Annotated in this window: 18 protein-coding genes and 1 pseudogene; 3 read left to right on the top strand and 16 right to left on the bottom strand. The window is 41.3% G+C overall.

What is annotated here, in order from left to right; genetic code table 11:
• Positions 1-91: 91 nt before the first annotated feature.
• Entirely contained in the window at positions 92-1,096 is a 1,005-nt protein-coding gene (gene add / locus OCU78_RS00530) for an adenosine deaminase (protein ID WP_137373939.1), read from the top strand.
• Between the two features lie 118 nt (positions 1,097-1,214).
• On the opposite strand, the gene hemN is transcribed toward add, so the two are convergent.
• The 5 genes from hemN to OCU78_RS00505 all read right to left on the bottom strand — a co-directional run bounded on the left by hemN (position 1,215) and on the right by OCU78_RS00505 (position 5,828).
• Complete coding sequence (gene hemN / locus OCU78_RS00525; RefSeq protein ID WP_137373938.1) at positions 1,215-2,606, bottom strand: oxygen-independent coproporphyrinogen III oxidase; 1,392 nt, start codon at positions 2,604-2,606, stop codon at positions 1,215-1,217.
• Between the two features lie 210 nt (positions 2,607-2,816).
• Positions 2,817-3,305, bottom strand: coding sequence for a DUF2489 domain-containing protein (locus OCU78_RS00520; protein ID WP_137373937.1), 489 nt, complete (start codon positions 3,303-3,305; stop codon positions 2,817-2,819).
• Positions 3,306-3,311: 6 nt separating this feature from the next.
• Positions 3,312-3,881, bottom strand: coding sequence for a Der GTPase-activating protein YihI (gene yihI / locus OCU78_RS00515; protein ID WP_137373936.1), 570 nt, complete (start codon positions 3,879-3,881; stop codon positions 3,312-3,314).
• Positions 3,881-4,519, bottom strand: a complete 639-nt coding sequence (locus OCU78_RS00510; RefSeq protein ID WP_167494045.1) for a class I SAM-dependent methyltransferase — start codon at positions 4,517-4,519, stop codon at positions 3,881-3,883. The genes yihI and OCU78_RS00510 overlap by 1 nt, the downstream gene beginning before the upstream one ends.
• A 691-nt stretch (positions 4,520-5,210) precedes the next feature.
• Positions 5,211-5,828, bottom strand: coding sequence for a c-type cytochrome (locus OCU78_RS00505; RefSeq protein ID WP_137373935.1), 618 nt, complete (start codon positions 5,826-5,828; stop codon positions 5,211-5,213).
• A 148-nt stretch (positions 5,829-5,976) separates the two neighbouring features.
• Between OCU78_RS00505 and yihA the strand changes: the two genes are divergently transcribed.
• Positions 5,977-6,636 (top strand): ribosome biogenesis GTP-binding protein YihA/YsxC, encoded by a 660-nt coding sequence (gene yihA / locus OCU78_RS00500; protein ID WP_137373934.1) that lies wholly within the window; start codon positions 5,977-5,979, stop codon positions 6,634-6,636.
• A 437-nt stretch (positions 6,637-7,073) separates the two neighbouring features.
• On the opposite strand, the gene OCU78_RS23045 is transcribed toward yihA, so the two are convergent.
• From OCU78_RS23045 to hemB, 4 genes are all read right to left on the bottom strand, one after another.
• Positions 7,074-7,121, bottom strand: a complete 48-nt coding sequence (locus OCU78_RS23045; protein ID WP_438356636.1) for a hypothetical protein — start codon at positions 7,119-7,121, stop codon at positions 7,074-7,076.
• A 192-nt stretch (positions 7,122-7,313) separates the two neighbouring features.
• On the bottom strand, positions 7,314-10,112 hold the full coding sequence (gene polA / locus OCU78_RS00495; RefSeq protein ID WP_137373933.1) for a DNA polymerase I: 2,799 nt from the start codon (positions 10,110-10,112) through the stop codon (positions 7,314-7,316).
• A 630-nt stretch (positions 10,113-10,742) separates the two neighbouring features.
• On the bottom strand, positions 10,743-11,177 hold the full coding sequence (locus OCU78_RS00490) for a GNAT family N-acetyltransferase (RefSeq protein ID WP_137373932.1): 435 nt from the start codon (positions 11,175-11,177) through the stop codon (positions 10,743-10,745).
• Positions 11,178-11,243: 66 nt separating this feature from the next.
• A complete protein-coding gene (gene hemB, locus OCU78_RS00485; RefSeq protein WP_137373931.1) occupies positions 11,244-12,290 on the bottom strand; it encodes a porphobilinogen synthase in 1,047 nt (348 codons plus the stop codon).
• A 200-nt stretch (positions 12,291-12,490) separates the two neighbouring features.
• Here hemB and OCU78_RS00480 point away from each other — a divergent pair, with 200 nt between their 5' ends.
• Positions 12,491-13,252, top strand: coding sequence for a TatD family hydrolase (locus OCU78_RS00480; protein WP_137374124.1), 762 nt, complete (start codon positions 12,491-12,493; stop codon positions 13,250-13,252).
• A 285-nt stretch (positions 13,253-13,537) separates the two neighbouring features.
• Here the strand turns inward: OCU78_RS00480 and tatC are convergent, their stop codons facing one another.
• From tatC to rmuC, 7 genes and pseudogenes are all read right to left on the bottom strand, one after another.
• Positions 13,538-14,290, bottom strand: coding sequence for a twin-arginine translocase subunit TatC (tatC, locus tag OCU78_RS00475; RefSeq protein WP_137373930.1), 753 nt, complete (start codon positions 14,288-14,290; stop codon positions 13,538-13,540).
• A gap of 213 nt (positions 14,291-14,503) precedes the next feature.
• Positions 14,504-14,801 (bottom strand): annotated as a pseudogene (gene tatB / locus OCU78_RS00470) (Sec-independent protein translocase protein TatB); the annotation flags it as partial.
• A 3-nt stretch (positions 14,802-14,804) separates the two neighbouring features.
• A complete protein-coding gene (gene tatA / locus OCU78_RS00465; protein WP_137373928.1) occupies positions 14,805-15,047 on the bottom strand; it encodes a Sec-independent protein translocase subunit TatA in 243 nt (80 codons plus the stop codon).
• A gap of 51 nt (positions 15,048-15,098) precedes the next feature.
• Positions 15,099-16,733 carry a ubiquinone biosynthesis regulatory protein kinase UbiB gene (ubiB, locus tag OCU78_RS00460; protein WP_137373927.1) on the bottom strand — a complete coding sequence of 545 codons (1,635 nt, stop codon included), beginning with the start codon at positions 16,731-16,733 and terminating at the stop codon, positions 15,099-15,101.
• A complete protein-coding gene (locus OCU78_RS00455) occupies positions 16,730-17,335 on the bottom strand; it encodes a ubiquinone biosynthesis accessory factor UbiJ (RefSeq protein ID WP_137373926.1) in 606 nt (201 codons plus the stop codon). Before OCU78_RS00455 ends, ubiB begins: the two co-directional genes overlap by 4 nt.
• Before the next feature lie 100 nt (positions 17,336-17,435).
• A complete protein-coding gene (gene ubiE / locus OCU78_RS00450) occupies positions 17,436-18,215 on the bottom strand; it encodes a bifunctional demethylmenaquinone methyltransferase/2-methoxy-6-polyprenyl-1,4-benzoquinol methylase UbiE (RefSeq protein ID WP_137374123.1) in 780 nt (259 codons plus the stop codon).
• A gap of 74 nt (positions 18,216-18,289) precedes the next feature.
• On the bottom strand, positions 18,290-19,822 hold the full coding sequence (gene rmuC, locus OCU78_RS00445; RefSeq protein ID WP_137373925.1) for a DNA recombination protein RmuC: 1,533 nt from the start codon (positions 19,820-19,822) through the stop codon (positions 18,290-18,292).
• Between the last annotated feature and the right edge of the window lie 84 nt (positions 19,823-19,906).

The raw sequence follows: 19,906 nt of genomic DNA, 5'->3' as shown, positions 1-19,906 counted from the left end.
CTGCTTTACAACGCATTTGTTACTGACACAGCTCTTATTCATTTTTATACTGATACCACCGCACACACATTCTCGATCTGGATACTTTCTAATGATAACTAAAAATTTGCCCCTTACTGATTTGCACCGCCATTTAGACGGTAACATTCGTACTCAAACTATCTTAGATTTGGGTCAGAAGTTTGGTGTTGCGTTACCGGCTTATGACGTTGAAGCTCTCACTCCACACGTTCAAATTGTTGAAGCAGAACCATCACTAGTGGCATTTCTTTCTAAACTTGATTGGGGTGTAGCGGTACTAGGTGATTTAGAGGCTTGTCGTCGTGTTGCTTACGAAAATGTAGAAGACGCACTGAATGCTCAAATTGACTATGCTGAACTACGCTTCTCACCTTACTACATGGCAATGAAGCACAAGCTTCCAGTTGCTGGTGTGGTTGAAGCTGTTGTAGACGGTGTCGAAGCTGGTATGCGTGACTTTGATGTAAAAACGAACCTAATTGGTATCATGAGCCGTACATTCGGAACAGACGCATGCCAACAAGAGTTAGACGCGATTCTTACTCAAAAAGACAAAATTGTAGCTGTTGATTTAGCTGGCGATGAACTAGGTCAACCTGGTGACCGCTTTGTTACTCACTTCAAACAAGTGCGTGATGCTGGTATGAATGTCACCGTTCACGCAGGTGAAGCTGCCGGTGCAGAAAGTATGTGGCAAGCAATTCAAGAACTAGGTGCAACACGTATAGGTCACGGCGTGAAAGCTATTCACGACCCTAAACTAATGGATTACCTTGCTGAAAACCGTATTGGTATTGAGTCTTGCCTGACTTCAAACTTCCAAACAAGTACGGTTGAAACTCTTGCTAACCACCCTGTTAAGCAATTCCTTGAACACGGTGTGATGGCTTGTTTAAATACGGATGATCCAGCAGTTGAAGGCATTGAGCTACCGTATGAATACGAAGTTGCAGCACCACAAGCTGGTTTAAGCCAAGCACAAATTCGTCAAGCTCAAATCAATGGTCTTGACCTTGCTTTCATCTCTGATGTTGAGAAGCAAGAACTAAAAGACAAAGTAGCCAATCGCGCTTAATGACTTAATGCTATAACACTTTAGTGCTTTAGTGCTTTAGTGCTTAGCAAAGTCTAAAAACAAAAATGCCAGCTTAATGCTGGCATTTTTTATGGAGTCGAATATTTAACGCAACAAGTTAAATCACTCGTGAGAACTGTTGCTGACGAGCTTTGGCACGTAAGTATTTATCGAAACACATACAAATATTTCGGATCAATAATCGACCACGTAAAGTCACTCTAATCTCTTTATCATCCACTTCAACTAGCTCATCATTAATGAACGTCTGTAGAAGACCTAGGTCCTCTTTAAAGTATTGATTAAATGTGACTGCAAATTCAGACTCAATCTTCGTTTTATCCAATTTGAAATTACAAATTAGCTGTTTAATCACTTCACGGCGAAGTAAGTCATCGCCATCGAGCGCAACCCCTTTCCATAAAGCATGGCGTAGGTCATTGACTTGCGCATAGTACTTCTTCAGATCTTTTTGGTTTTGCGCGTAAGCATCCCCCATCATAGAGATAGCAGATACACCAAAGCCAACCAAATCAGCTTCACCTTGTGTGGTGTAGCCTTGGAAATTACGATGCAAAACACCTTTTCGCTGAGCAACTGCCAATTCATCATCAGGTAAAGCAAAGTGATCCATACCGATGAACTGATAACCCGCGCCCGTTAGAGTCGCGATCGTATCTTGTAAAATTCCCATGCGCTCTTCAGCAACAGGGAGATCTTCTTCTTTTATTTTACGTTGCGCAGCAAACAATTGCGGCATGTGCGCATAGTTAAATACAGATAAACGACCTGGCTGCATTTCTAGCACTTGCTTTAATGTTTCAGCAAAAGAGACTTTTGTCTGCTTAGGTAAGCCATAGATTAAATCGAGGTTCGTCGAACGGAAACCTAGGTCTTTTGCACGCTTAACCATAGCGATAATGAAATCTTCATCTTGCTCACGGTTAACCAGCTTTTGTACTTCTTTGTTGAAGTCTTGAACACCAATACTTAAACGGTTGAACCCTTCATTGCGTAGGTGATCAAGCATATCTAGCTCGATTTCACGAGGGTCAACTTCAATACTGATTTCAGCCGTTTCAACAAAGTTAAACTCATCATGAATGATCTTCATTAGACGAGTAATTTGCACTTTATTTAAGAATGTTGGCGTACCACCACCAAAGTGCAACTGAGTCACATTGCGGTCATGTAATAGAGAAGCGCGCTGGCGAATCTCATGCTCAATCACATCAAGGTATTCATCCGCTTTGTGAGAGTGGCGGGTGATCACTTTATTACAACCGCAGTAATAGCAAAGTTTATGACAAAATGGGATATGCACATACAAAGATAGTGGTCGATCAGGGTATTGGGTACACGCCATGTCGTAGTCTGCTACGGTGAACGCTTCATGAAATTCCAACGCCGTTGGATATGAAGTGTAGCGCGGTCCAGAATAGTTGTACTTGTCTAAGATGGCTTGATCCCAAACGATTTGCTGGTTGGTTACGACTGGCTGACTCGACATGATGGTATTTCCGGTTAAGATCAGATGCGCATGGCGCTCACTGATCAGTTTTACATACTTAAAATTATAGACTGGCTATTCTGCCATATGACTTTCAAAGCAGTTTGATGCGACAACAAGTTTTGGCAATTAATATTCAGAACTGCTAGCACGATCACTCATGCTTGCTTTAAAACAAAAAGGCTTACCGGTTTCAGTAAGCCTTTGGGGTTATATCATTTGGATGTTGATTTGATTATTGAGTGGCTGCACCTTTTTCTGGAGCACCTTTAACTCTTCAATAATCGCATCATTCAAGCGGGTTTCAGCTTTATGCCGTGCTAAGTTTTGCTCCATACGCTCTTTCTTCTCAAGCGCTTGTCTGTCTTCACCACGAGCCATATTTTCTACAATATGGAACAGCTCAGACGTTGCTGGATACTCCGTGTCAAAGTCGACACGCTCATCACCTTGAACATTATCCATAATGTAATAGATACGAATGCTCAATTCTGATAGGTCACACTGACCTTGGATTCCAGCTAAACATAGTGTATTTACATTTTCGTAAATGTTCGCGTTGCGCTTTTCAATCGCTAACGCTTGATGCTGTTTTTGCAGTTCCGTCTGCTTCTTTACTTGAAGTAGAAGGTAACCTGCATAAGCACCTAAGCCGAGAATGATCACTCCACCAGCAATGGCTAATAAGGTTACATTCATTCGATATTACCCTTTGAAGCTGTCTAGATCGAAGTCTTCAAACTGAGATAACAAGTCCTCATCAGAACTCGCTTTCTTTTTCTTCACCACTACAGGTGCTTCTTCAAAGATTTCATCTTCAGATTCTTCGTCTTCTTCTGGCTCTAATAAGCCTAAGCGACCCATTAGATGTTCGATACGATCCAGCTTCTCATCAACAAATTTCTGTAGACCAGCACCTAGGTTTTCACCATTTTCAATGCGATCTAGCAGAGTATTTAGTTGAGCATCGTTCTCAAGCATTTCAAGCTCTTGCTCGTTAGAAAGCTTACGCTCTTGCTTATTCGGCTTCTTAGCCGGCTCAACGATCAATGGAATTTTTTTCTTACTGCCTAAACGAGGATCACGATTTTGTGCTGCTTTACGCTGCTGTGCATCGCTACCATCTGAATGACGGCTACCTGACTTTAAGCCTTTACGCTTTTTAATACGCTTACGTTCACGACCTTCAACGTTAGACTCACTACGGTTTCTTGTTACCATAGGCTCTGGAGCACCTAATGCTCCCGGCTTTCTTGATTTTTTACTACGACCCATTACTGCAGTTTCCTCAGTAAAATTACATCATTTCCAACAAATTCTAGTTCGAGCTTATCCCGCTCAGCCAAAAACTGGAATGTTTGACGACTAAAGAAGACTACATGCGTAGGATCATTCTTATAGTGCCAACCAGCAAACGCATCCACGTCTATTACTAGCTTGGTCATAAGACCAATCCAGCCTTTTGGCTTAACTAAATTTAACCATTGCTGCCAAACTTTATCCGGTTGATAGAGATGCTCTATTACCTCAGTGGCAGTCATAAAGTCGTACGTTTTTTCCAACACCGAAGTTTCGGGATGGTAATAGATATCGTACAAATCCATGGTGTGTCCGGCTTCTTCTAACATAATAGATAATGTAGGACCGGGACCACAACCAAAATCCAATCCATGTGAATTGGATGAAATTTTGCCTGTTAATGGCTCAGCTATACGAGATAAAAATCGACGATAGCCTGCATCATTCGGATCGTTCTCATGGAGATCGTATTGCGCTTTTTCTTCGCTTGCAGCTAATCGTTGCCGAGGATTAACAAATACCAACTCACATTGCTGACATTGCAAAAATTCTCTGCGTTTGTCTTCAAAGTAGTGATTCACATCATCGTGATGGCATAAGGGACAAGTATACATGCGCACATCCTTAAACAGGGATGCGAAACATACCAGAAAGTGCGTATATAGTGGAGTGGTATTGGGTGTTTTTTCATCAAACCAATAAAAAAAGCGATAGGAAAACCTATCGCTCTCTAAATCTGCCTATTATGGCCAAAGTTTGTATACTCAACTTGGTACACAAATCTCCATTTGTTCTTGGTGCTTTCCTTGCCAAATTTGTTTGTTGGTCATCGTCCTGATGAATTTTGGCTTTCCTTTTCTAACATCTTGTTACTGGGCTATCCTAGCCTGATCCGTTTCTGTCTATACCTTCAGACAAGTCGATCATCCATATCTAGTTCAGCTCCTTGCTGATGGCGGATACTCTACCCTCATGGGCTTAGACTGCAATGGCTTAACTTCACAGTTTTCGAACGTTATTCCATCAACTTATAAAACATCTAATTTTCATTATCTTAGAAATTAAGACCTATGATCGTGCGGTAAATAATAGTCGATCTCTCACAAACAAAGAGGGGAAATAGAACTTCGCTCAACCACTCCCTACAGCCATCTATCGAAAACAACTTCATAAGCACTCGTGAATTATATATTTCCCATATAAAAGAAACGCCCCTATCGTATTCCGATAGGGGCGTTTCTCAATTCTGTGCTCGAACGTATATGTAATTCAGACCTATTTATTATTTTTATAGGTTAAGAATGATTAGTGTAGGCCACCAACATATTTAGATAGGGTGTCGATATCTGCATCTGTTAACTTTTTAGCAACATCACGCATCATCGCATTCATATCATTATTACGGCTACCATCGCGGAACTTTTCTAGCTGCGCTTTGATATAATCAGCATGCTGACCTGAAACTTTAGGGAAACCTGAAAGTTCAGTACCGTTACCACGCGCTCCGTGACACGCAATACAAGCGGTAATTCCACGCTCTGCATCACCAGCGGTATATAAAGCTTTACCTTCCGCAACCACGTTTTCTGGGGTTGAATTGTTTGAAATTGGTAAAGAGGCATAATATGCCGCCAGATCTGCCATATCTTCTTCAGATAAAGGCATCGCCATTGCACCCATTACAGGTTCATACCGACCTTGCTTACCACCACTAGTCATACCTAGCTTAAGCTCTTTTAACTGCTTCTCTAGATACTTAGCATGTTGACCAGCCAGTTTAGGGTACTGTGTGATCAGGCTGTTGCCGTCAGCACCGTGGCAGGCAACACATGTTTGTGATTTAGCTTTACCAGCTTCAATACTGCCTTCCGCCCATACTGAGCAGCTGGCTAAAAGACTCAAAATTAGCGCTAATTTCTTCATGACATTCCATTATAATTATCAAGCTTCCAGTACCACTCTATGTTGCCACTCATGGTACAATAGGCGACCTTATGCCGAGCACGGTTATTTTACACAAATTCACAAAAAAGTAATCAATCGACTACACAAAGTCGAGATGGAGTTAACAGTGAGCGTAAAAATTCATTATCAAAAGACGCATTTCATTACTAGTGCACCCGATATTCGTCATTTACCAGAAGACGAAGGTATCGAAATTGCGTTTGCAGGACGCTCCAATGCTGGTAAATCTAGTGCACTAAATCGCCTAACCAACCAGAAAGGTTTAGCGAAAACCAGTAAAACACCAGGTCGAACTCAACTTATTAACCTATTTAAGGTTGATGAAGGCTGCCACATTGTCGATCTTCCTGGATATGGATTCGCACAAGTTCCACTAGAGCTAAAGAAAAAGTGGCAACAGTCTCTTGGTGAGTACCTACAACGTCGTGAGTGCTTAAAAGGTCTTGTCGTGTTGATGGATATCCGTCATCCGATGAAAGATCTCGATCAGCAAATGATCTACTGGGCAATCGACAGCCGTATTCCAGTACAAGTTCTATTAACTAAAGCTGACAAATTAAAAAGTGGTGCTCGTAAAGCACAACTTCTTAAAATCCGTAAAGATGCCGAATCTTTTGGTGGTGATGTGAACGTTGATGTTTTCTCTTCACTGAAAGGTTTAGGGGTTGATCAGCTGCGCAGTAAACTTGACTCTTGGTTTGCACCTGCATTTGTTCATCTTCTAGAAGAAGATCTGGATAACGATGTAGATTCAAACGACGAATAAACACTATCGCAATAACTGCTTTATAAATGACAGCGGTTAAAAGAGATAAGTTCAAAGAAAAAGTTAAATATAGCCTCGCATCATTGCGGGGCTTTTTTATGCCAATTGAAAATTGATGAAGGTAAGGAAAAGGAAACCTACCCTCCCAACAGCGAATAAGAAGAAAGAATAGTTAAGCCTAGTATCGGGCGAGATAAGCAGATAAGCAGATAAGCAGATAAGCAGATAAGCAGATAAGCAGATAAGCAGATAAGCGATCTTGATTTATAAAGAGAAATAACCCAATTAGAAAAGAAATAAACTTACAAATAGGAATTTTTCGTTAATAACGGATAAGTGCTAAAGATAAGAAAAATAGAGAGGGAAAAGAGACTTGTAGAAATTTTCTTTGCCACAAGAAAAAACGCCCCAGTCAAATACTGACTGGGGCGGCTGAATCAGCCTAATCCAATAACGTGAAACAAAAGGTCTGAAAGATAGAACATCTTACCTCTGTACCCTACGAGATTAATGTACAACAATTGCTCAGAAATGGAAATAGATTTTGTAGTTTTTTTTCACTTAAGTTTTATTAAAGAACACAATAGCCATTCATTGAATAACTTTTTTTTAGACAAAAAAAAGCCAGCGTTTGTGCGCTGGCTCATGCTAATTATGTCAATAAGCTCTATTTTTGACTAATGAGCTTGGTCCCAGTTGTCTCCACTCCCAGCTTCGGCAACTAAAGGTACTTCTAGATTCGCGGCAGATTCCATCAATTCTTGTACTTTACTTTCAATTTCAGCCAAAGCTGACTCTTCAACTTCAAAAACCAATTCATCGTGAACTTGCATAAGAAGTTTCACACGACCATCACCTTCCGCTTGAATCCACTCATCAACGAGTAACATCGCTTTTTTGATGATATCCGCAGCGGTACCTTGCATTGGAGCATTAATCGCAGCACGCTCGGCGGCTTTACGACGCATACCATTACGTGATGAAATTTCAGGAAGGTGTAATCGACGACCATAGATAGTTTCAACAAAGCCTTGCTCAGATGCATTACTACGGGTGTCTTCCATATATTGCATGACGCCAGGGTAACGTTCGAAGTAAGTATCCATATAGTGCTGCGCTTCACCACGTGGAATGCCTAACTGCTTCGCTAAGCCAAATGCACTCATGCCATAAATCAGACCGAAGTTAACGGCTTTAGCACGGCGACGTTGCTCTGTAGTGACATCATCAATGCTTACACCAATAATTTCAGCTGCAGTTGCCGCGTGAATATCTTTACCTTGTTGGAAAGCTTCTAATAATGCTTTATCGCCAGATAAGTGCGCCATAATACGCAACTCGATTTGAGAGTAATCGACTGCTAAAATTTTCCAACCGTGAGGTGCTACGAATGCCTGACGAATTCGGCGCCCCTCATCGTTACGAATTGGGATATTTTGTAAGTTTGGATCGGTCGAAGATAAACGCCCAGTTGCCGTAACAGCCTGATGATAAGAGGTATGCACCCGACCAGTTTCAGCATTGATCATCTTAGGCAACTTATCAGTATAAGTAGACTTCAGCTTCGCCAAGCCGCGATATTCAATAATCAATTTAGGCAGCGGGTAATCTAATGCTAGCTCTTGAAGCACTTCTTCATTAGTAGAAGCAGCACCCGATGGGGTTTTCTTAATAACGGGCAAGCCCATCTTTTCGAATAAGATAGCTTGAAGTTGCTTAGGTGAATTCATATTGAATTCTTGCTCTGCAATCTCGTAAGCTTTTTGCTCTAACTCATCTAAGCGAACTGCGATTTCTTGAGATTGAGCCCCCAGCAGCATGTCATCAATAAATACACCAGTACGTTCAATTCTCGACATTACTGGTACAAGAGGGATTTCAATCTCCTCATAAATGGTTTTCAGCTTTTCATCTTGCTCAATGTTTTCCATTAAACGATTGTGCAGACGTAAAGTGACGTCAGCATCTTCAGCCGCATATGGCGATGCTTCTTCAATATCGATTTGATTAAATGTAAGCTGCTTTTTGCCCTTACCTGCAATCTGCTCGAATGAAATGCAGCTATGTTGTAGGAAACGAAGCGCTAAGCTATCCATATCATGCTTACCACCTACGCTATTAAATACGTAAGACGCCAGCATGGTGTCGTGCTTAATTCCTTTCATTTCAATATCGTAACGAGCAAGTACACTTGCATCGTATTTTAGGTTCTGACCGACTTTAGCTTGAGCGTCATCTTCTAAAATAGGTTTTAACTGTTCTAATACCCAATCACGATCAAGTTGCTCAGGAGCATCTAAATAATCGTGGGCAACAGGTACATAAGCCGCAATACCTTCTTCTGTCGCAAACGACAAACCAACTAGGTTAGCCACCATGTAGTCTAAATTGTCAGTTTCCGTGTCAAAGGCAAATACATCGGTCGCTTTAAGCTTATCTAGCCACTGATTAAAAGTGTCTTGATCAAGAATGGTCTCATATTGGCTGCGATCGATCGTCACTGCTGAAGTATTCATTTCAGCGGCAGAAGATGTAGCAGGCGCATTGCTACGTACCGCTCCCGACTTTTCATCCGCTTCTACAACGCCACTGCCACCTTCAAGTAACTCATTAAGCCATGACTTAAAGACTAATTGACCATAAAGTTTGATCAGTTCATCAGTATTAGGCGTTGCTTTCACTAGTGATTCTGGCGTCTCTTCCAGCTCCACATCAAGCTTAATAGTGGCCAGTTCATAAGACATAGTTGCATTATCTTTGTTATCGATAAGCTTTTTCGCCATGGTTTTAGAACCACGAAAACCAAGTGCTGCTATGTCATCAAGGTTTTCGTATAACTTCTCGATACTTCCTATACCTTGAAGTAAAGCCGTTGCCGTTTTATCTCCAACACCTGGTACTCCAGGAATGTTATCAACCTTATCGCCCATAAGTGCGAGGTAGTCGATAATAAGCTCTGGTGGAATACCAAACTTCTCTATCACGCCTTCTCTATCCATCACAACGTTAGTCATTGTATTGATAAGAGTGACGTTCTCATCCACCAATTGAGCCATATCTTTATCACCCGTACTGATCAGCACAGGGATACCGGCTTTAGAAGCTTGCGAAGCTAAAGTGCCAATCACATCATCGGCTTCTACGCCAGAGATAGAGATAAGAGGTAAACCCATAGCTCGAATAACGTTGTGCAAAGGTTCTATCTGACAACGTAAATCATCTGGCATTGGTGGGCGATTTGCTTTGTACTCTGGATACATGTCATCACGGAACGTTTTTCCCTTCGCATCAAAGATTACTGCAATACGATCAGAAGCAAACTGGCGCATCATGCTTCGAAGCATGTTCACCACACCGTAAACGGCATTTGTTGGAATATCACCATTACTCATGGTGCCTGGGTAGGCATGAAAAGCACGATAAAGGTAAGAAGAGCCATCAATAAGGATCAATGGATTATCAGGAATACGAGCCATAATATTTGTGTATCCAGTAAGTACAGAAATGATCTGTTAAGGATGCCACGTCTCATGTTTTGATGCTACGTTATCAGACTTACCGCACCAGCTTTAAAGTTAATACTTTTTATCCAAGACTCACCTAAATTGTGGATAACTCTGTTTATATTATTTATACACACAATCTAAACAATGCAAGTTAAGAGCGAAAATTGCATTTAAGTGATTGATAAAAATAAAAATAAACACAGATCGAACAATACAACAATGATCTTTTTTCGATCTTGCTCTGTGGAAAAAAATACTGGTGTTGTTTTATTCACAAGAAATGAAGATTTGGTTTGCGCAAATAGAAAAAAAGCGACACCCGAAGATGTCGCCTAGCAAAAAGCGGTAAAGCCATTCAAATTGAATACTACAGCTCTACCAAAAAGCTATAAATTACACTGGAAGCAATGTGAGCAATGTCGTGTCAAAAAAGAACTTAGTACAAGTTCGCTAGAAATCTGTTCTCAGCCAGTCTAAACAAGCTGATTCAACATCCTTGTGAACTGTTTCCTCATTCCCTAAGACGTGGTTAATAATAATGATTCTCATTTAATAGTCAACATCTAAATGAGAAAAAGTCTCATTTAATTTAATGTGGCACTACAACTGCTTTATAAAATGGATACGATTTTCTAGTAAAATCTCTTTTTTTTCATAGTGTTCAATAAGATAACCATTACGAAGTAACAGCCTTAGCATAGCGGGAAATTGATTACGAGATTTCACCTTTAAGCACTTATAGCCCTTATCTCTCACCCACAGCTCTTGAGCTTCGAGTTGTAATTGCGCCACTCCCTTATTTCTCGCTAATGGAGATACACCACCAAACCAACTATAAAAAGTGTGTTCATTTAATTGATAACCAATTTTAAAGCCAAGTAATTCACCTTCTTCCTCCGCAATCAATATTAAAGATTTTTTTCCTTCAATACGGGAAGCTAAAGACTCGACAGTTTCTTTGTGAAGAAATTCATCAACCTGATCAACAACATGAATCACTTCTTCTAACGAGCCTTCTCGAATCAATACAGCCATAATGCCATTCCCCAATGAAAAAGAGCCGGTATAAACCAGCTCTTTGTGTACTCAATGCCTAACCGATTATTCTGTTGCAGATAAATGCTCTGCAGCTTGAGCATTATCCTCAGCAAGCCACTCTGCTACATCTTTAGCAAAGTAAGTTAAAATACCGTCAGCACCCGCGCGTTTGAAACACAGTAGAGACTCTAAAACGGTCTCACGCTCTTTTAACCAACCATTCTGAATCGCCGCTTTGTGCATCGCGTATTCTCCAGAAACTTGGTATGCAAAAGTAGGCGCCTGAAGCTCATGCTTCACTCGGCGAACAATATCCAAATACGGCATACCAGGCTTCACCATCACCATATCCGCACCTTCGTTAAGATCCATAGCCACTTCATGAATGGCTTCATCACTATTCGCCGGATCCATTTGGTAGTTTTTCTTATCACCACCTTTAAGGTTTGAAGCACTGCCCACTGCATCACGGAAAGGTCCGTAGTAACAAGAAGCATATTTTGCAGAGTAAGCCATTATTTGAGTATGAATGTGACCCGCTTCTTCTAGCGCTTCACGGATCTTACCAATACGACCATCCATCATATCTGATGGAGCAACGACATCAGCACCGGCTTCGGCATGCGAAATCGCCTGTTTGATCAAAACTTCGGTTGTTTCATCATTTTGAACATAGCCTGTTTCATCGATGATGCCATCTTGACCATGAGTCGTGAATGGGTCTAAAGCCACATCCGTAATGACACCAATTTGAGGGATGTGCTCTTTTAGTGCACGGACGGCACGTTGAACTAAACCTTCAGGGTTATAAGATTCAACCGCACACAAGCTTTTCGCATCTTGATTCACGACGGGGAATAACGCGATAGCTGGAACGCCTAAATTCGCTAAGTATTGCGCTTCTTCTAGCATTAGGTCGATAGATAAACGTTCGATACCCGGCATAGATTCAACGGTTTCGCGACGATCTTTACCCATTAAGATGAACATTGGGTAAATTAAGTCACTTACAGATAGTTGGTTTTCTGCCATAAGGCGACGGCTGAAGTCATGTTTACGCATACGGCGCATACGACGACCTGGGAATTGACCTTGAATTGAAACAGACACGAGATTCTCCTTGCCTAGTCTAAACATCAATATGCCTAGATATGAAAGTGCTAAATACTGATAAAAGCATATCACCGATGGTTACAGACGCTAACAGTAAAGCTCAGATCTGAATGAAAAAATCGAACAAATGACAAAAAATGACCTTCCTCTCACACTACCGTATACTCAGCGCAACTTTAGATTTTCAGGACAGCATGATGATTGACACTCACGCCCATATTTATGCCAGCGAATTCGACAATGACCGTGAAGAAGTGGTGCAGCGAGCTCTTGCACAAGGAATCGATACAATTCTTCTCCCGAATATTGATCTAGACTCTATCGAGCCGATGTTAAACACAGAAAAACAATTTCCTAATGTCTGTCGTTCAATGATGGGGCTGCATCCGTGTTATGTAGACGCGAATATTGAGCAAACCTTAGCGACAATTCGCGGTTGGTTTGAAAAACATAACTTTATTGCTGTCGGTGAAATTGGGATTGATCTGTACTGGGATAAAACATTCAAAGCAGAACAAGAGTTCGCTTTTGTGACTCAACTGCAATGGGCAAAAGAACTCAACCTGCCTGTCGTAATCCATACTCGTGATTCAATCCAAGAAACGTTATCACTTTTACAACAAGAACAAGATGGCAGTTTACGTGGTGTTTTTCACTGTTTTGGTAGCAGCTTGGAAGAAGCACAGGCTATCAATGCATTAGGTTTTCATTTAGGGCTTGGAGGAGTGTCTACCTTTAAAAACTCAGGAATGGATAAGGTGATACCTCACTTAGATATGGAATACGTTATTCTTGAAACTGACTGCCCTTATCTAGCTCCTACACCAAATAGAGGAAAACGCAATGAGCCAGCCTACACAAATCTTGTCGCAAAACGTGTCGCAGAGCTCAGAAATATAAGTCTAGAAGAAGTTAACCGCATTACAACCAGCAATGCAAAAAAATTATTTTCTCTTTAAGTATTAATTTTTATAATATTTTTTTATCTTGACGACTTGAGTTGCATAGTCAACAACGTTAATATTCGCGCTCACTTTAAAATAATACTAAAGAGTGAGTTATATGTGTGAACACGATACCATTCACTTACAACGTCAACATCGAACATTTTGGCACAAAATCATTGGCATCAAAGAAATTTACGTATGCCAAATTTGCGGTCACAAAGTAACAGTCCGATAGTTAAAATAAAAAAGCAGCCATAGGGCTGCTTTTTTATTTTAACGTGATTGCTTAGTCTACGTTTACTCTTCTATTTCTTCTTCGCCTTCCACAGGTTTTCGTACATAAAAACGAGCGAAAAACAGACCAATTTCAAACAATATGCACATTGGAATGGCAAGTAATGTTTGAGAAATCATGTCTGGCGGAGTAAGCATCATACCGATAATGAATGCACCCACGACAATATACGGACGCTTTTCAGATAAAGCTTTCGGAGTCGTAGCACCCGTCCAGCATAGCAAGATAATGGCCACTGGCACTTCAAACGCAATACCAAAAGCAAAAAACAGCGCTAAGACAAAATCTAGATAACTGGATATATCGGTCGCAAATTCAACTTGCCCGAGAGAAATAGCAGTAAAGAAGCTAAATACCAAAGGGAAAACAACAAAATAAGCGAACGCAACACCACAATAGAAAAGCAATGAGCTAGAGGCCAGTAATGGCATGATCAAACGCTTTTCGTGCTTGTACAGCCCAGGAGCAACAAACGCCCACACCTGATACAAAATAAACGGGACAGCTACAAAAATCGACGCTATCAATGTTAACTTCAAAGGTGTGAAAAATGGTGACGCTACATCAGTAGCAATCATTGTTGCTCCTTCAGGTAAACGATCTACCAAAGGTGCTGAAACAAACTCATAAATATCATTAGAAAAATAAATTAGCCCAACAAAGATTACAAGAACCGCAACAATTGCGCGCAAAAGTCGGTTACGTAGTTCAAGTAAATGGCTAATCAAAGGTTGTGTCTGCTGAGTCGAAGACATGTCAAACCTCTATAACAGGAAGATCGAAAAGGAGCCAATCACATGCACATTACACAAAGCATTGTGTTGCATGAGCTTATTGTGGCTCCTCCTTGCGAGACTATTCGGCTTTTTTATCTGACGCTACTGAAGCTTCTTTACGAATTTGAATACTTTCATTCTCACTCGTTTCGGTGATTGGCGTCGTTTCCACTTCACTTGCTTTTTCAGTATCAGGCTTCGCATATGGTCTTTGAACAGTAGCAGCAGCCTGCTTTAGTTCATCAACCGATGCTTTTAGATCTGGAGATAAATCTTCCATACCCATTTGCTCAGCCTTACGCAGGTTCTCTTGCAATTCTTGAACTTTAAGCTCGTGAGAAAGTTCATCTTTCACACTGTTTGCCATGCTTTTTGCAGTACCAATAAACTTGGATACACTGCGAATAGCAACAGGCAAACGCTCAGGTCCTAAAACAACTAACCCGACGACAGATATTAATACCAGTTCCCAAAAACCGATATCAAACACGACTTACGCCTGCTCTTTGTCTTTCTTTGTTTCAGCAGTAGCGTCTGTTTTCTGCTGTTCAATATTTTTTGGTTCAAAGTCTGCGTCTTTTTTATCGGCAGGCTTGTCTTCATCGCTCATTGCTTTTTTAAAGCCTTTAACCGCTGAACCTAAATCACCACCCATGCCACGTAGTTTCTTAGTACCAAATAGTAAGATTACGATTACAGCAATGATTAGAAGTTGCCAAATACTGATACCACCCATTGTATTGTCCTCGGGTTTGTCTACACAAAAATTATTAAGGGAGTCTACCGTTTAACGACGGTAAGCTCGCCAACTTAGCAGCCAAAATGTGACACCAGCGATGCCACAGCCCATGCTTAGCTGCTCGTAAGGGCTTGAAACTAATATTGCGGAGCATACGACTAAAGTTGCTCCAATACCAAACAAAAACTTACCCGTTGCTTGTTGGCGCTTGCTATCACGGTAACCTTGGTAAAGCTGATCCATACGTTGGTTCATAGCTTTACCTTGGCGCAAGCTATCATATAGAAGCTCAGGTAATTCAGGTAATTTTTCAGCCCAAAATGGTGCACGCTCTTTCACCGCGTTGATCACAGCTTGCGGACCAACTTGGTTCATCATCCAAGTTTCTAAAAATGGTTTTGCCGTTGCCCATAAGTCGAGTTGCGGATACAACTGACGACCTAAACCTTCTACATACAATAACGTCTTTTGCAATAAAACCAGCTGAGGCTGTACTTCCATATTGAAACGTCTTGCTGTGTTGAATAGGTTCAATAACACATGACCAAATGAAATTTCACCAAGCGGTTTAGCAAAAATAGGTTCACATACGGTACGAATCGCGAATTCAAATTCATTCACATTTGTATTGTGAGGCACCCAACCAGAATCAACATGCAGCTCTGCAACTTTTCGATAATCACGATTAAAGAACGCCAATAAGTTTTCGGCTAGATAACGTTTGTCTTCACTATTTAACGTTCCAACAATACCGCAATCTAAACCAATCCATTGTGGATTCTCTGGATTCTCTGGGTTTACAAAGACATTCCCCGGGTGCATATCAGCATGAAAGAAGCTGTCACGAAATACTTGTGTAAAGAATACTGTGACGCCACGTTCAGCCAATAACTTCATGTTAGTGCCATTAGCTTCTAACATGGGAATATCCGAAACTTGGATACCGTAAATCCGTTCAGATACCATTAAAGATTCACTGCTTAAATCAGTGATAACTTCAGGTACGTATAATTCTTCACTGCCTTCAAAGTTACGGCGAAGCTGAATAGCATTAGCCGCTTCTCGGCGTAAATCCAATTCATCAATCAATGTCTTTTCGTACTCTCGTACTACTTCAACAGGCTTCAAACGACGTGCTTCAGGCAGTGCTTTCGCGACTATACTCGCCATTCGGTGCATCAGTTTTAGATCTGCATCAATGACAGGACGAATATCAGGGCGAATCACCTTCAGAACAATTTCGCGACCCGATTCTTTTAGTTTAGCAGTATGCACCTGAGCGATCGAAGCTGAAGCTAATGGCTTGATATCAAAATCAGTGAACCAGTTATCTAAACTACCACCCAGCGCTTCTTCCATATGCTGCTTAGCCAATTCACCATTAAATGGGGCAACTTGGTCTTGCAGTAATGCCAGTTGATCAGCGATATGAGGCGGAAATAAATCCCGTCTTGTCGACATCATTTGACCAAATTTGATCCATACTGGACCAAGCTCTTGAAGCGCTAAACGAAGGCGAAGACCTAATTCTTTATCTGGATGCTTATTCTTTACCCAAAATAGCGATTTTCTTGCCAGCAAAGGCGCTTTAGTCAATTGGTGAACCGGCATTAATTCATCAAGACCGTACTCTAACTGTACCTTGATAATATGATAAAGACGTTTCAATTCAGTTGGGGTCATGCTTTCTCCAACAGCGCGTTTAGTTTTGCTTCCAAACGAGCCGTTGCACTTTTCACATCGTCTACTTGATCACAGAAATAAGCAATCTCTAACGGAGCTGGAGCAATTTTCCACTCTTCCGTTAGCACTTGAGCAATATGGTTTTGGTGCTTAGTCGCTTGCTTAGAAACGAAGCCACCCACGTTTTTCACACCTTGAACTAAAGTATGTGCCACCACATCTCCAGTAATGCGGGATAACCACTCTTCAAGATCAGGTTTGCAGTCTGTCATGAGCTGTGCAAATTTTTGCGCGAGTTGAATATCACCTTCTAAAATCAGTTTATCTTGCTTGATTAGCTTGGTGATATTGGACTGTTCACGTAATTCAGGTAGTACCGAAAGATTCAGCGACAAATAACAATCAGGCTGACCTTCATAATCGCCCAATACATCAATCTGTTGGCTGAATACGAAAGTAAGCGTTTTATTAAGCTCTTTTAAATTAACTTGGATTACTTGCCCCTTTAAACGAGATAAACGACGCACCAATTCTGGGTCGTCGTTTACGAAGGTATTTAAAGAGGTTTCAATAACCGCAGTCACTAATGGATCAAATGGCATGACAGTCCTTAGCTTGTATAAAAGATAAACGTCATAACGGATGAATAGTCACTCATCCGTTTTAATCATTTCATTGAATACGTTTATCTCGAAATCCGAGTTAGAACTTATAACCGCGGTGTAAGGCAACAATGCCACCCGTCAGGTTAAAGTACTTAGTATTTTCGAAACCGGCACCTTGCATCATGCCTTCCAGAGTCTCTTGATCTGGGTGCATGCGGATAGACTCCGCTAGGTAGCGGTAACTGTCAGCATCGTTTGCAATCAACTCGCCCATTTTAGGCAGCAAGTGGAATGAATACGCATCGTACACTTTAGATAAAGGCTCAAGAACCGGCTTAGAAAACTCAAGAACCAGCAAACGACCGCCCGGCTTTAACACACGATACATCGAACGTAATGCTTTATCTTTGTCTGTTACATTACGTAAGCAGAAGCTAATCGTGATGCAGTCAAAGTAGTTATCTGGGAAAGGCAGTTCTTCCGCATTCGCTTGTACATAGTGCACATTACCTACAATGCCGCTGTCGCGAAGTTTGTCACGACCGACGTTAAGCATTGAGTTGTTGATATCAGCCAGTACCACATGACCTTTCTCACCGACAATACGTGAGAACTTAGCCGTTAGGTCACCAGTACCTCCACCAAGATCAAGAATACGCTGACCAGGGCGAACGCCACTGCAATCTATTGTGAATCGCTTCCACAAACGGTGAACACCACCCGACATAAGATCATTCATGATGTCGTATTTAGCGGCTACAGAGTGAAACACCTCTGCTACTTTTGCGACTTTTTCGTCTTTCGCGACGGTTTCAAAACCAAAGTGTGTGGTTTCTGATTCTACTGCTGAATTTGTCTGCACGCTTGTGTCCATAATGCTGTTATCTACCATGGTAAGTTTTTCATCGACAGCGCGTGATACCTCAATACATCTAAGGGCGCTGCGGTCGATTAGTTTACTTTATCCTCAGCAAGTTGTCTTTCTACTAACGAGGCATTTTCTGAAAAAGCCTCATTTTGCGCGATCTCGGTAAGGTTTATCGAAATTGGTTTCTTCACCTCTACCCCTAATTCTTTAAAGCTTTCCGCTTGGCGAATCACATTGCCACGCCCTGTTGCCAGTTTATTCATAGCACCTTGGTAGTTTTGATTCGCTCTGTCTAAAGCCCCGCCAAGCCCTTCCATATCATCAACAAACAAGCGTAATTTGTCATAAAGCTTGCTTGCGCGATCCGCAATTATTTGTGCATTTTGGTTTTGACGGTCATTTCTCCATAAATTATCAATCGTTCTCAGTGCCACCAGCAAAGTGGTTGGGCTCACCAAAATGATATTTTGTTCCATGGCGTCTTTGACCAAGCTTGGATCAGCTTGAATAGCGACTTGGAAAGCCGGCTCAACAGGGATGAACATCAAGACGTAATCTAAACTTTGAATGCCCTTTAGTTGATGATAATCCTTCTGACTCAACCCTTTAATGTGCGCTCGCAAAGCAATTAAATGATCACGTAATGCTGAATCTCTCTGCAGATCATTTTCAGCATTGAAATAGCGTTCAAAAGCGACCAATGCCATTTTTGAGTCAACCACCACTTGCTTTTCTTGTGGCAAATGCACAATGACATCAGGTTGATAGCGCTTACCTGCATCATTTTGTAGGTTCACTTGTGTGTGGTACTCATGCCCTTCTCGCAGACCTGACTCGGCTAATACACGAGCTAGCACTACTTCCCCCCAATTGCCTTGTTGCTTGTTATCTCCTTTCAAAGCTTGAGTCAGGTTTGTCGCTTCACGTGTCATGGTTTCATTTAAGCGCTGTAAATTTTTCAGCTCATGCACCAAAGTATGTCGCTCTTTGGCTTCTTGACCAAAACTGTCGTTCACTTGCTTTTTAAAGCCTTCTAACTGTTCACGCAATGGGGACAAAAGCCCTTCTAAGCTTTGCTTATTTTGCTGATCCACTTTGGCTGTTTTGGTTTCAAACAGCTGATTGGCGAGAATTTCAAATTGTTGTTTCAAACGAGATTCAGCTTGCTCCAACAACTGTAGTTTTTCACTGCTGGCTAGGTTTTCTTGGTCATGCCGAGCTTCTTGCTCGCGTAATTCTGCCTCTAACTCAGATTTTTGATCTTTTAGGTGATTTATCTCATCTGCATATTGCTGACGCTCTTGCTTCACCGCTTCAAAATATCGCAGCTTTTCTACCGCCGCCATCACTTTGCCATGAGCTTGTTTAAGTTCAAACGCGGCTTTATCTCGCTCATCATCCAATTCATCTAACTCTTTTTGCGCTTGTTCTAGAGATGATTTGAGTTGCTGAGCTTGGGATTCATGCAATTGCTTGTCAGATTCAATCTGCTGCTCTAAAAGCTGTTGCTGGAAAGAAAACTTCTGTTTTACCCACCAACTGACCGCGATACCACTTGCGAGAGCGCTTGATATAGCAGTGATAAGTGTCATTTGATGTTCAATAATCCATTGCATGATAAAGATTTAGCCTATTTAGGAGTGACTCTTTAAATGGTATTTTGATACTGGATAAATGTCCAGTTTGCCGTATTAAATTTC

Origin of the sequence: Vibrio gallaecicus, assembly GCF_024347495.1 — a bacterium.
Taxonomy (GTDB): domain Bacteria; phylum Pseudomonadota; class Gammaproteobacteria; order Enterobacterales; family Vibrionaceae; genus Vibrio; species Vibrio gallaecicus.
This window is presented reverse-complemented; position numbering and strand designations above follow the sequence as displayed.